Raw genomic sequence first — 11,059 nt, forward strand, 5'->3', positions numbered from 1 at the left:
GCCGCCATGCGCTCCCGTCGGCCAGCGTCACGACGTGCCCGACGGCCAGCGCCAGCGCCGCCAGGTCGGCGTGCCAGACCAGCGTCTCACGCCCGTCGGCCGCAGCGGTCGCAAGTCGCTGCGCCAGCGCGCGCGCCGATCCCGCTGGCAGCACCGCTGGCAGGTCGATCCGCTCCTCGCGCATCCCGCCGCCCGCGACCCGGCTCGACTGCTGGCCCAGCTGATAGTCGCGACCGGGTTCGTAATGCCGCAGGCGGATCGTGCCCGGCAGCGACGACAAGGGCGCGCGGCGGCGCTCGATCAGGTCGCTCGCCGCCTCGATCCGCCGCGCCTCGCGAAAATCGCCGAGCGCCGGCGGCGCACCGCCCGGCACGACGGACGCCAGTCGCCACCCGTCGGGCGCCGTTATCAGCCGCACGCCGTCGGCCTCGAACAGCGGCGCCAGCGCATCGCGCGCACGGTCGCCCGAGGCCGCATAGCCTGCAATGGGCCATTCGCCGGTACAGCGCCCCGGCGCTTCGAGCAGCAGGTTTCCGACCGTCCCCGCATCGACGTTCCCGGCATCGGCCTCGACCTCGAAGGTCAGCGACGGGATGCGGTTACCGAAACTGGTGAGCTCGAGCTCCTCGAACACCGCATAGGAGAGGCCGCGAAACGCACTCGCCGATCCGATCCCCACCGCCGATGCGATCAGCGGATCGACGGCCTGGTCCTCGCTCCCGTCGTACCAGCGAAATGTACAGCGCTCCTGGAACGTCCCGCTCGAACCGCGCAGCAGATTGCCGTCGGCCCAGATCCGGCGGATCGCGCGAACCCGCCGCGACGACAGCGCCACCGCCAGCGACACGGCATAGCTATATTCGGTCACCGACGGCCGCCCCTTGCCCCCGCCGCGCTTGTTCCGGCGCTCGATCAGGTCGGTCGCCCAGATCACGCTTCCGGCGACGCGCATCGTCCCGAATAATTGCGGGATCTGCTGGCCATAGGTCGACGCCTGGACCTTCAGGTCGGCCAGCCGCGGCCCCTCGCGCCCCTTGGGCTTGAAGATCGCGGCATCGACCTGCTGGCCGATCGCCGCGCCGATCGCGGCCCCCGCCGGTCCGCCGACAAGCCCGCCGACCACCGTCAGCACCAAAGTCGCCATGCCTGTCCCCCTTTTATGAAAGTCGCCACCGCGCCGCCGCACGCGTCGCAGTGTCGAGCGGTGCCTCCACCACCCGCCGCAGCCCGGCGTGCGCATGAACCAGCGTTTCGGACCCCGACAGGCCCAGATGAAACTGTCCGGCGTCGAACGCGATCAGCACGACATCGCCCGGTCGCATGGCGCCGTGCGCCGGCACGAACCCCGCCGCCGTCAGCCCCGCCTCGACCTGCGCGAGCGACCAGCCGCGCAGCGGATAGCCAACCGGCCGCACTAGCTTTTTCCCGGCCGCGGCATAAGCCGCCCACACCAGCCCGGCGCAGTCGATCCCGGTCGCCGGATCCACCCCCTGCGGCCGGAACCGCGACCCGATCATCGTCCGCGCCGCCGCAAAGGCGCGCGCGCCCAACTCATCCACCGGGATAGCGCGTCAGCAAATCATTCCCCGGCAGATGCGCTTCGCCGCGGAAATTGGCCGCGTTGGCAAAGCGGCCGCGGCAGGTTGCGAGCTGCTTGTCGCATCCCTCGGTCAGCCGCACGCGCACCGGCCCCGCTGGCGCAAAGGATGGCGCTTCAGCCAGGTGGAGCACGCTGCCTTCGGCGCCGATGACCGGGCTTGCGAGCCCGCAATTGCCGCCCTCCAGCCACATCAGTTCGCCAAACGCCATTCCGGGCGCCACAGCGTCGAGCGTCACCATCCGCCCGTCGACAGCCGTCACCCGCCGCCTATGGGTCCGCGGCGCAAGATCGGCGCGGCACGCCCGGTCGCCCAGCATCGCGCGGCACGATGGCGATGTCGCGGGGCACACCGGCCGGTCGAGCAGCCGCGTCACGCCCTGCAGTTCCGCTGCAAAGGCCGGCCCGCGCCGCTCGATCGCGCCCAGCGATCCGCGCGCGACGACAACCGGTGCCGCATCGGGCGCACTCCAGTCGGTTACGAACAATTCCAGTTCCGCCCCGTCCCAGCGCCCGGCATCGATATCGCGCGTCGCGATCGCATCGCTGGTGATCGCGCCTTCCAGATCCATCGTCGCGGCGTCGAGGCTGTCGCCCGTTTCGAGCGCCGACGGCTTCATCCCCGGCGCCGCGCGGTACACTATCCCGCCGATCATCAGGTCACGGTCGTGCGAGGTCAGCCCGATCACGACCCCGTCGCGCCGCGCCAGCCGCCAGCACCACGCGAGCGTCACCAGTTCCTCGCGCAGCCAGGCCGGCGCCGCGTGCATCGTCACCATGGCGCGCGCACCTCGACCAGCGGCACGCTCGCCAACTCGCCCGCAAGGAAGGTCGCGCGGCTTACCTCCAGCCGGTCCTCGGCAAAGCGCACCGGCACGTCGAACAGAAAGCCCGCACGCACCGCAACACCGGGTGCCGGCGCGACATCTAGGAGCACCTCGCCTTCTCCGGTCAGCAGAAACGCCGCCGTTTCCAGCCCGTCGACCGACACGCGCACGCGGCCCTCGACCGGCAACCGGATGCTGCGCACCTGCTCGGCACCGCCGGCGCCATAACGCTTGACCAGCGCGAACTGGCGCCGCGCCCCGTCGCCGACGCCCAGCATCTGGTCGGTCGCCCCCGGCAGCCCGCCATCGGCGGCCGAGCTGCAATCGAACGGATCGCGAAAACGGAACGCCCGCGCCGCGCCGCGCCGCGCGCGGAAAAAGTCGGCCAGCGTCCGGACGTCGGCCTCGGACCGGATACCCGGCCCCGCATCATAGCGCATCCGCGCCTCGGCCCATTCGCTCGCACGCTGCTCGTGCCCCGCGGGCGAGCTCACGATCTGCGTCGAAAATTCGGTCGCGACCATCGCCTCGCGCCCGATTGCCAGCGGGAAGTCCACCGCATCATAAGCCTGCACCGCATCCTCCCCGTCGAATGTCACAAAGCCGTCGCGCGCCACCTGCGGCAACGCCCAGACGAAGGTCCGCGCAACCCCCGCACGCCGCGCGCCATCGGCCGCATCGGCGATCGCCGCCCACTGCGTGCGCTGTTCGGGCAACAGCACGAACCCCGAAAAATAATGCTGTTCGCCAACTGGATAGCCGAGTCGCAGCACCATCGCCGTCCGCGCGCCGGCCGTCTCCGCCCCGCGTCCACCGGTCACCCAGTCATAATCCTCGAGCTGCAGCACATCGAACGCCGGGGCCGCCCACCCCGGCGGCACATTGGCGCGCCGCGCCGCCGGTGCCGCCGGGTCGAGCACCGTCGGCAGATAGACAAGCAGATGGCTCACCAGCCCCACTGCCCCCGCCTCGTCGCGCGCCGCCGCGACCAGCGCCGCGGTCGACGTCGCCAGCAAGGCGCCCAGCGCATCGAGCATCGCCAGCTGCGCCGCGTCGAGTGCCCCGCGCACGTCGGCTATCGCGACGCTCGTACCTCCCAGCGCCGCGGTCGTCGCGGCATCGTAAGCGCAGAGCCGCCCCTCGCCCGCGATCCACCACCAGGGCTCGCCGACCTGGAATTTCGGCGGCAGCCCCTCTGCCACGCCAATCGCCACAAACGCCCGCGCGACCAGCTGCAGATATCCCATCGCCGCCGCATTCGCCGGCGACAGCAACGTCGACGGCGGCGTCCATCCGGTCAGCGCGGGCGAACCGTCGCTTGCCCGCTGCTTCCAGTCGCCCCAGCAATAAGCGTCGAAGAGCTCGTAGGAGAGCGACCAGATCGCCCCCAGCCCCGCCTCGCGGCACGCCGCCGCAAACCCCGCATGCCACGCCGCGCACGGCGCATTGAGCACGCCGCCCGCCAGGCTCGCATAAAAGCCGCCGCCCGATGCCTCGAGCCGCATATAATGGCTCATCCCGACATAATGGACAACATCGCCGCGATAGCCGAGCTGGACGATCTGCCGCACCAGCCGCGCCGGGGTCAGGTGATAGCTGTCGTCATAGCCGCTCGCGATGCCGAGCGCGTGTTCGGGCATCACGACATCGCCGATCGCGAGCACCGAGCCCGATCCCGAACAGGCGATCGCACTCATCTCGGCCCAGCCCGCGACGGGTGCTCCCAGCACGCCTTCGCCGCCGTCATAGCCCGGCGGCACCAGCGAGACGAACATCCGGTCGATATCGCCCGCCCACACCGGGTCGGCCTCGCCCGGCAGCGTGAACCCGCCGTCGAGCGAATCGAAATCGAGGCTGACGACGGCATCCTCCGGTGTCCCGACGGCATAGTTCCACAGCCGCACATACCAGGCGCGCGGGCTCCCCGCCGCGTCGCGCCCCTCGATCGTCAAGGTCGGCCCGTGCAGCGCATCGAGCGGCTTCACCCCGCCCGACCGCCAGCGGAACGTCAGCCGCGTGTGCCGGAAATCGCGCTTCGTTTCATAAGCGAGCAGCGGATGATCCCAGCGATCTTCGCTTTCCCAGATCAGCCCCGCCAGATCCTGCTTGCGGTAAAAGACCGTCTCGACGCGCAGTGCGCCCGGCGCGTCGCTCGTCACGCTCGCCATCATCGGCCGCGCGAAATCGACCGTCCAGAACCGCGGATCGAAACGCTTGAGCCAGCCCTTTCGATGATGCGGCTCGGCCGCCACCAGCGCCCACCCCATCAGTCGTCGCCGGCGACCACCGCGCGCCGCACCGCGCGCGCCAGTTGCCGTCCCGTCTGCGCCAGCCGCTGTGGCTCGCTTGCCGCTTCTCCGCGCACATTCACGGTAATCGCGATATTGCGCACCCCGCCGGTACCCGCGGCCTCGATCCGCCCGCTCGCGGTCGGCACGAACAGCTCGGGTCCGCGCTCGCCGACACGATAGGCACGCCCCGCGCTCACCGGACCACCCGTCGCGCGCCCCGGCGCGCCGAACAGCGCCATCGCGATCGACGTGCCGAGCGACAGCAGCCCGCCGCCGCTTCCGCTCGTACCGCCGCTGCCCATCGCCGCGCCGATGCCGTTCGAAATCGCCGCGCGCGCGATATCGGCCATCACCGACATTGCGAGCCGCTTCAGATCCTCGAAGCCCAGCTTTCCCGAAACGATCGCGCGCGACAGCGCCCGTTCGATCGCGCGTCCACCGGCATCGGCCCCTGCCCCCAGCGAGCCTTCGAGCTCGCCGCGCAGCACCGCGATATCGCGTCGGAACGCACCCGTATCGGCGCGCACCGCGACCACCATGTCATCGACCTCGTCACCCATCGGGGAATCTCTCCATCATCGCCGCCAGCGCCGCCCCGCCCAACGGCGCATCGGCATCCGCCTCGGTCCAGCCCGCCAGCACCGCGCGCACATCGGCGGGCGTCGCCGCCCAGAACTCGTCGGGCCGCCACCCCGCGACGCGCGCCATCACCCCCGCCAGCGTGACCGCCGCGGAACCCAGCCGGTCGCCCGCCACCTCAACGTCCCTGCAGGATCTGCCCCAGCAGCACGCGCAGCGCCGGGGTCACCGCCGCCAGCCCCTGCCGGGCGACCGCCTCGCCCACCGCCTCGCGCGTCAGCGTCCCGGGCCGGTCCTTCATGCAGTGCCAGAACAGCGCGACAAGCTCGCCCAGACCCAGCCGCCCGTCCGCCGCCCGCTCGACGAGCGCGAAAAGCGGGCCCAGCTCGGCTTCCGCCGCGACGAGCGCCGCAAAGGCCGGACGCAGCACGAACAGTTGCTCGCCAACCCGCAGCTCGGCCTCGCCGCGCAATGCGTTCGCGCTCACAGGCTCACCACCGCGCCGCTCGATTCGAGGTTCAGCGTGTAATTGCGCTCGCCGTTATAATCGCCGGCATAGTCGAGCCGCGTGACCAGGAAGCGCCCGCGCATCCGCTCGCCGCTTTCGAAGCTCAGCTCGTAATGATCGATCGTCCCGGCCAGCGCATGGCCGCGCAGCCGCACCTCGGCATCCGACCCGGTAAAGATCCCTGCCGCGCTCACCGACACCGATCGCACCCCGGCCCCCGACAGCAGCTCGCGCCACCCGCCCGAATCCTTCGTCGTGACGTTCACCGCCTCGCCGTTCACCGACAACTGGGTCGTGCGCAGCCCGGCGACCGTCCGATAGACGGGCGGCGCGGCGCCGTCGCCGACCTTGAGCAGAAAAGCGCTCCCATTTTCGATTGCCATCGTCTAATCTCCTTGAGCAAAAAATCATGCGTAAACGGGGAGTCGCAGGATGCTGATCACGACATTGCTTCTGGCCGCCATGGCACCGGCACCGACCGCCGCCGTCGACACGACGCGCGCCGCTTTCACCAAATGCGTGCGCGACCACATGAAAAAGTCGCTCGAGGCCAAGATGGAAGAAGCCGAATATGAGCTGGCGCTCAAAGCCGCCTGTTCGACCGAACGCGATGCGTTCCGCGCCGCGGTCATCGCGCTCGGCCGGTCGGGGGGCGATTCCGAAAAGGTCGCATCCGAAGACGCCGACATGCAGATCGAGGATTATCACGCCAATTTCACCGAAAAATTCAAGGATTACAAAGCAAACAACTCGCTTCCGGGCGAGTGAGGCGAATCGTCGCCCGCAAGGGCGGCGAACGGTCCCATGGGGGTGGCGAGCCGTCCCTTTTGTGCACCCCGGCGAAAGCCGGGGCCCATCTCCCCACGGCGCTACTGGGCCCCGGCTTTCGCCGGGGGTCACATCGGCCGTTTCCAGTCCTTCGTCATCCCGGACTTGATCCGGGATCCATCGCAGCGCTGAAGTCGTGGACCCCGGATCAAGTCCGGGGTGACGAGTGGAGCCATCCTCCCTGTCGCGCAGCGATGGGGAGGGGGACCGTCGCCGCAGGCGATGGTGGAGGGGCGGCAACCTCGCGCCATAGGCCCCTCCGTCAGCGCTTCGCGCTGCCACCTCCCCATCGCTGCGCCACAGGGAGGAATGAAGGGCAGCTTCCAGTCGAAACCGGCCATATTCATCTCTGCCCCTACCCCGCCAGGCACCGGCACCGCACGACGATCTCGTGCCGCCACCCTCCGTCGCGGGCGAAGGTGAAGCGCGTCCGGATCGTCCGCACGCCGACCACCGTCCACGCGCCGGCGGCTCCGCGCAGCCCCATGGCCACGCCCTCGATACGCGCCGCCGCCAGGTCGGCGCTGCCACTCCCGACACCGACCAGCGCCAGCGTCAGCGTCAGCCGTATTTCGTGCCCCGCGCGATCCTTGGTTCCCCAGTCGCTGCCCTCGGTCCCGCCGACGACGACATAGGGGGCCGTGGCGCGCGACGGCGCGCCGTCGAATATGCCATGGACCAGGCCCGCCAGCTCGGCGTCGTCTGCCAGCGATGCCAACGCTTTCGCGCGCACCGCCTGCTCGGCGCTGCTCATCGCCCGCTCCCGAGTCCGAGCAACCGCCACGGCTGCCACAGCGCCGCGATCACCGCCGGCGGCGTCTCGCCCGCTCCGCCCCGCGCATCGTGCAAATGCTGGGTCATCCGGACGATCCCCTGGCGGATTGCTTCGGGGATACCGTTGACGCCCTCGGCGATTCCGGCGCGATAGGAAATGCGCGCCTGCCGGGCGTCGCCCGGAAACGCGACCGCCAGCCTCGCCGCGCCGTCGCGCGCGATCGTCAGCGCATAATCGCCCGGCCCCAGCACGATCTCGCCGCCGCCCGCGGGCATCAGGGCCACCGTCGCCACCGCGACCACCGGCCGCGCCGTCAATCGCGCCCTGCCCTCGCGCAGGGTCAATATCTCCTCCGCCGTCCGCACGATCAGCCACTGTCCGATATAGGCCTCGCAAATGCTCGTCGCCGCGCGAAGCAGCTGCGCGACGACGGCGTCGTCGATGCTCGACCCCAGCCGCAGCCAGCCGCGCGCTTCGTTCAGGCTCACCGGCGCTTCGCCGGGCAACAGGCTTGTCGTCATCACCGTTCCTCCACCCGCATCGTCACCGATCGCTCGTCGACCTGTCCGTCGCTCATCGTCACCCGGTTGGTGATGCGATAGACGTGACCGGCGATGCCGCCCGCCAAGGTCGCGGTCGCCTGGACCAGGTCGTGCGCCGCCGCCGGCACCGCGATCCCGCCCGGCTCGTCGGGTGCGACCATCCAGCTGCTTGCGACGATCGCCTGCCCGTCGGGATAGGCCGCCTGCCAGTCGAATTCGAAATCGATCCGCGCGCCGGGATCCTTCACCATCATCGTCATGGCCTTCCTCTCCGTTTCAGGGTTTGCGGACCGACACGCGCCGGCCGGTTTCGCGGAGTATCCGCGCGCGCTGCCGCGGGCTGCGCCCGGCGCCCGGATCGGGACCGCCCCATTCGCTCGCAAGGTCGCGCCGCGCGACGTCGCCGATCGCCCGCGACCCGAGCGCCGATCCCGCGATCATGCTGCGGCCTCCAACGCCGCCAGTCGCCGCTCCTGCGCGGCGATCAGGAACAGCGCGAGCTGGTCGGGGCGAATGCCGAAGCGATCGCCGCCGTCCCATCCGTCCCAGCACAGGAAGGCATAGGGGGTCGCACCCGGACGCCCCTCCGCGGCAGTCGGATCGACCAGACCTTCGTCCGCCATGATCGCCCACACAGCCTGCGCGCGAACGCCGAAATGATAGCGCGCGCCGTCGGCGCCCTTGGCCGCGATCGCGTCGTTCCACTGATAGAAACCCAGCTCGGCGGCGATCCGCCGCGCGGCGCGCAGCTCGGCGTCGGTCGCTGCGCCGCGCCACGTCTTTTCGCGCGCGTCCGACGTGTTGATCGTTCCCGACCCGGCGTAAAGCACCGACCAGCGCGCGGCGCCGGTGCCCAGCGACAGGCTGTTGTCAGCCGCGGGACAAAGCTGACCGGTCTCGGTCAGGCGCAGCCTTTCGGATCCGGCGGTATAGAAGCGGATCTGCTGCAAACTATCCAGGAAATAGAGCAGAGCCGAATAATTGCCGACACCCGCGCCGCCGGCGCCGGCGCCCCAGCCCACGCCGCCGCTGTCGGCATAGGACCACAGGTTGCGCGCCGACGTGCCCTGGATCAAGGCCGTATTCGTGCTGGACGATGCGGCGTGCAGGCGTGCGGCAGGCGATGTCGTGCCCAGTCCGACGTGGCCCGTCGCGCCGATGCGGACGCGTTCGGTACCGCCCGTCGTCAGACCGATTGCATCCGCTGCGGGGTTGTGGATACCCGTGTTGGTGTCGGCGGAAAAACTGATCGACGGGGCCGCGGCGCTTCCCGAGGTGCAGGTCAGCGGTCCGTTGACCGAAAAAACGCCGCCGCCATCCTTGAACACCAGCGATGACAGGGAAAGATTCGCCCAGCCACTGCCGCGCCGTACCGTCAACAGGTCGCTCGCGGCGCCGGCCGGAACCGAAGCATGCGTCGTCGACAAGGGTTGCTTCGAATCGAGTCCGCTGCTCAGGCTCGCTGCAACAGCGTCGCTCTCCGCGAACCAGCCCGCACCGACGGTCAGCGCCAGCGTCTTCAGCCCCGGCGTGAAATCGACGGCCGTACCGGCGCTCGAGGACGCCGCGACGGTCTCGCGCACGAGACGTCCGGCGCTGTCGATACGCCCCAGTCCAACCTCCCATTCCTCCGATCGCGCGATGCCGGCGATGGCATAGTGAAATTGCGCGTCAGCCGGCACGGCGTCGGCAAATCGGCGATGGCCCGGAACCGCGCTGGTGGGCATCAGCGGTCCGGTCCCGCCCTCGTGACACAACTCGCGCACCAGGTCGGCGAAAAAGGGGGTCGGCATGGCAGCGCCATCCTTCTTTGAATGTCATGGAAAATTGGCGCCCGGCCCCGTCCGAAAGGGAAAGAGACCGCGGCCGGGCGCCCATCGCGCGCCAGCCGCTTAGCTGGCGGCGAATTTCATCAGCTTGATGGCCTGCGAATCGATGATCGCGCCGCCGACCCTTTTGGTTGCATAGAAATGCACGAAGGGCTTGTTGCTGAACGGATCGCGCAGGATGCGCGTCTCGCCGCGGTCGGCAACCAGATAGCCGGCGCGGAAGTTGCCGAATGCGATCGACAGGCTGTTCGCGCCGACGTCGGGCATATCCTCGGCCTCGACGACCGGATAGCCGAGCAGCGTCGCCGCTTGCCCTTCGACCATCCCCGGCTGCCACACGAAAGCGCCGTCGGTCGTCTTGAACTTGCGGACACGGCCCAGCGTGTCGGAGTTCATCACCCAGCAGGCGCCCTGCCGGTACGGTGCCTTGAGCGAATGGACCAGCTCGACCAGCTTGTCCTGCGGGTTCGACGCCGGAAATGCGCCCGCGGTGCCCGTCGCCAAATGCTGCAGCGTCCCGAACGCGCGCACGCTGTCGACCTCGTTCGTCGTCGTATAGGTCAGGAACCCCTTCGGCCGGTTCGTCCCGTTGCCGTTCACGAACGCGCTGCCCTCGGCCACCGCAAACTCGCGGCCCAGCTGCTCGGCCAGCCAGTCCTCGACGTTGAACATCGCGTCGTCGAGCATCGCCTGGCTCGCCGCCGGATTGGCGTAAAGCTCGCCCGTGGGCGGTGCGATTTCGGCAAAGCTGCGCGTCGCCGTCTCGGGCCGCGCCGCGGTCTCGCCGACCCAGCCCGCGCCCATCGATCCCGTCGCGACCAGCTTACGATAGCCGCTCGTCCCCGTCTGCACGACGGTCGCGATCGACCGGATCGGCGACAGCGTCTTCAGCGTCGCCGCGATGCTGCCGTCGATCTCGCGCGGCACCGCATAGCCACCCTCGGCCGCAGTCGCGCCCGACAGGCTCTTCATCTCGACCCCGGCGTCGATCCCGCGGCGCAGATAGCGCTCGACAAAAGCATCGCGCGCCGGATCGGCGGCCTTCGCCCCGTCGAGCGGCAACCGCGACGCCGCCACCGCCTGCGCATCGACTTGGCGCTGCAGCGCCGCCACCGATGCCTTCAGCTCGTCGACCGCTTCGGCCGCCAGCACCGCATCGAACGCACCGTCGAGCGCGTCGGCTTTCACTTCCATATCGTCCATGCCTGTCACTCCTTCACCACCTGAATTACTCGTGCGAGCGGCTGCATCGGCGCCGCCACCAAACTCACTTCAGCCAGGTC

At 69.9% G+C, this 11,059-nt stretch carries 15 protein-coding genes; 1 reads left to right on the top strand and 14 read right to left on the bottom strand.

Features of this window, described 5'->3' with window-relative positions; translation table 11 throughout:
- The 8 genes from VGD20_RS12895 to VGD20_RS12930 all read right to left on the bottom strand — a co-directional run.
- Positions 1-1,144 (bottom strand): phage tail protein (locus VGD20_RS12895; protein WP_331134833.1); only part of this gene is annotated, 1,144 nt, incomplete at its 3' end.
- A 13-nt stretch (positions 1,145-1,157) separates the two neighbouring features.
- Positions 1,158-1,559: an NlpC/P60 family protein gene (locus VGD20_RS12900; protein ID WP_331134834.1), complete on the bottom strand. Its 402-nt coding sequence runs from the start codon at positions 1,557-1,559 to the stop codon at positions 1,158-1,160.
- Complete coding sequence (locus VGD20_RS12905; protein WP_331134835.1) at positions 1,552-2,376, bottom strand: DUF2163 domain-containing protein; 825 nt, start codon at positions 2,374-2,376, stop codon at positions 1,552-1,554. The genes VGD20_RS12900 and VGD20_RS12905 overlap by 8 nt, the downstream gene beginning before the upstream one ends.
- A complete protein-coding gene (locus VGD20_RS12910; RefSeq protein WP_331134836.1) occupies positions 2,370-4,691 on the bottom strand; it encodes a DUF2460 domain-containing protein in 2,322 nt (773 codons plus the stop codon). Before VGD20_RS12910 ends, VGD20_RS12905 begins: the two co-directional genes overlap by 7 nt.
- The gene (locus tag VGD20_RS12915) at positions 4,691-5,275 is read right to left on the bottom strand and encodes a tail tape measure protein (protein WP_331134837.1); all 585 of its coding nucleotides are present in this window, start codon (positions 5,273-5,275) and stop codon (positions 4,691-4,693) included. Before VGD20_RS12915 ends, VGD20_RS12910 begins: the two co-directional genes overlap by 1 nt.
- Positions 5,268-5,471, bottom strand: coding sequence for a phage tail assembly chaperone (locus tag VGD20_RS12920; RefSeq protein ID WP_331134838.1), 204 nt, complete (start codon positions 5,469-5,471; stop codon positions 5,268-5,270). The genes VGD20_RS12915 and VGD20_RS12920 overlap by 8 nt, the downstream gene beginning before the upstream one ends.
- A 1-nt stretch (position 5,472) precedes the next feature.
- Positions 5,473-5,781 carry a gene transfer agent family protein gene (locus VGD20_RS12925; protein ID WP_331134839.1) on the bottom strand — a complete coding sequence of 103 codons (309 nt, stop codon included), beginning with the start codon at positions 5,779-5,781 and terminating at the stop codon, positions 5,473-5,475.
- A complete protein-coding gene (locus tag VGD20_RS12930; protein WP_331134840.1) occupies positions 5,778-6,185 on the bottom strand; it encodes a phage tail protein in 408 nt (135 codons plus the stop codon). Before VGD20_RS12930 ends, VGD20_RS12925 begins: the two co-directional genes overlap by 4 nt.
- A gap of 49 nt (positions 6,186-6,234) precedes the next feature.
- Here VGD20_RS12930 and VGD20_RS12935 point away from each other — a divergent pair, with 49 nt between their 5' ends.
- On the top strand, positions 6,235-6,570 hold the full coding sequence (locus tag VGD20_RS12935) for a hypothetical protein (RefSeq protein WP_331134841.1): 336 nt from the start codon (positions 6,235-6,237) through the stop codon (positions 6,568-6,570).
- Positions 6,571-6,985: 415 nt separating this feature from the next.
- Here VGD20_RS12935 and VGD20_RS12940 read toward each other — a convergent pair whose 3' ends face one another.
- The 6 genes from VGD20_RS12940 to VGD20_RS12965 all read right to left on the bottom strand — a co-directional run bounded on the left by VGD20_RS12940 (position 6,986) and on the right by VGD20_RS12965 (position 10,979).
- On the bottom strand, positions 6,986-7,384 hold the full coding sequence (locus VGD20_RS12940) for a DUF3168 domain-containing protein (RefSeq protein ID WP_331134842.1): 399 nt from the start codon (positions 7,382-7,384) through the stop codon (positions 6,986-6,988).
- Positions 7,381-7,926: a head-tail connector protein gene (locus VGD20_RS12945; protein ID WP_331134843.1), complete on the bottom strand. Its 546-nt coding sequence runs from the start codon at positions 7,924-7,926 to the stop codon at positions 7,381-7,383. Before VGD20_RS12945 ends, VGD20_RS12940 begins: the two co-directional genes overlap by 4 nt.
- Positions 7,926-8,207: a hypothetical protein gene (locus VGD20_RS12950; RefSeq protein WP_331134844.1), complete on the bottom strand. Its 282-nt coding sequence runs from the start codon at positions 8,205-8,207 to the stop codon at positions 7,926-7,928. The genes VGD20_RS12945 and VGD20_RS12950 overlap by 1 nt, the downstream gene beginning before the upstream one ends.
- 16 nt (positions 8,208-8,223) lie before the next feature.
- Complete coding sequence (locus tag VGD20_RS12955; protein WP_331134845.1) at positions 8,224-8,388, bottom strand: hypothetical protein; 165 nt, start codon at positions 8,386-8,388, stop codon at positions 8,224-8,226.
- A complete protein-coding gene (locus tag VGD20_RS12960; protein ID WP_331134846.1) occupies positions 8,385-9,740 on the bottom strand; it encodes a tail fiber domain-containing protein in 1,356 nt (451 codons plus the stop codon). Before VGD20_RS12960 ends, VGD20_RS12955 begins: the two co-directional genes overlap by 4 nt.
- Positions 9,741-9,839: 99 nt before the next feature.
- On the bottom strand, positions 9,840-10,979 hold the full coding sequence (locus VGD20_RS12965) for a phage major capsid protein (protein WP_331134847.1): 1,140 nt from the start codon (positions 10,977-10,979) through the stop codon (positions 9,840-9,842).
- Positions 10,980-11,059 lie beyond the last annotated feature (80 nt).

The sequence above is a fragment of the Sphingopyxis sp. genome (assembly GCF_036402335.1).
Lineage (GTDB): Bacteria > Pseudomonadota > Alphaproteobacteria > Sphingomonadales > Sphingomonadaceae > Sphingopyxis.

What these genes read in the sequence shown, in the direction of transcription:
- VGD20_RS12905 (WP_331134835.1), bottom strand. Translation starts at nt 2,376, where the DNA reads ATGGTGACGATGCACGCGGCGCCGGCCTGGCTGCGCGAGGAACTGGTG.
- VGD20_RS12910 (WP_331134836.1), bottom strand. Translation starts at nt 4,691, where the DNA reads ATGGGGTGGGCGCTGGTGGCGGCCGAGCCGCATCATCGAAAGGGCTGG.
- VGD20_RS12915 (WP_331134837.1), bottom strand. Translation starts at nt 5,275, where the DNA reads ATGGGTGACGAGGTCGATGACATGGTGGTCGCGGTGCGCGCCGATACG.
- VGD20_RS12930 (WP_331134840.1), bottom strand. Translation starts at nt 6,185, where the DNA reads ATGGCAATCGAAAATGGGAGCGCTTTTCTGCTCAAGGTCGGCGACGGC.
- VGD20_RS12935 (WP_331134841.1), top strand. Translation starts at nt 6,235, where the DNA reads ATGCTGATCACGACATTGCTTCTGGCCGCCATGGCACCGGCACCGACC.
- VGD20_RS12940 (WP_331134842.1), bottom strand. Translation starts at nt 7,384, where the DNA reads ATGAGCAGCGCCGAGCAGGCGGTGCGCGCGAAAGCGTTGGCATCGCTG.
- VGD20_RS12945 (WP_331134843.1), bottom strand. Translation starts at nt 7,926, where the DNA reads ATGACGACAAGCCTGTTGCCCGGCGAAGCGCCGGTGAGCCTGAACGAA.
- VGD20_RS12950 (WP_331134844.1), bottom strand. Translation starts at nt 8,207, where the DNA reads ATGACGATGATGGTGAAGGATCCCGGCGCGCGGATCGATTTCGAATTC.
- VGD20_RS12955 (WP_331134845.1), bottom strand. Translation starts at nt 8,388, where the DNA reads ATGATCGCGGGATCGGCGCTCGGGTCGCGGGCGATCGGCGACGTCGCG.
- VGD20_RS12960 (WP_331134846.1), bottom strand. Translation starts at nt 9,740, where the DNA reads ATGCCGACCCCCTTTTTCGCCGACCTGGTGCGCGAGTTGTGTCACGAG.
- VGD20_RS12965 (WP_331134847.1), bottom strand. Translation starts at nt 10,979, where the DNA reads ATGGACGATATGGAAGTGAAAGCCGACGCGCTCGACGGTGCGTTCGAT.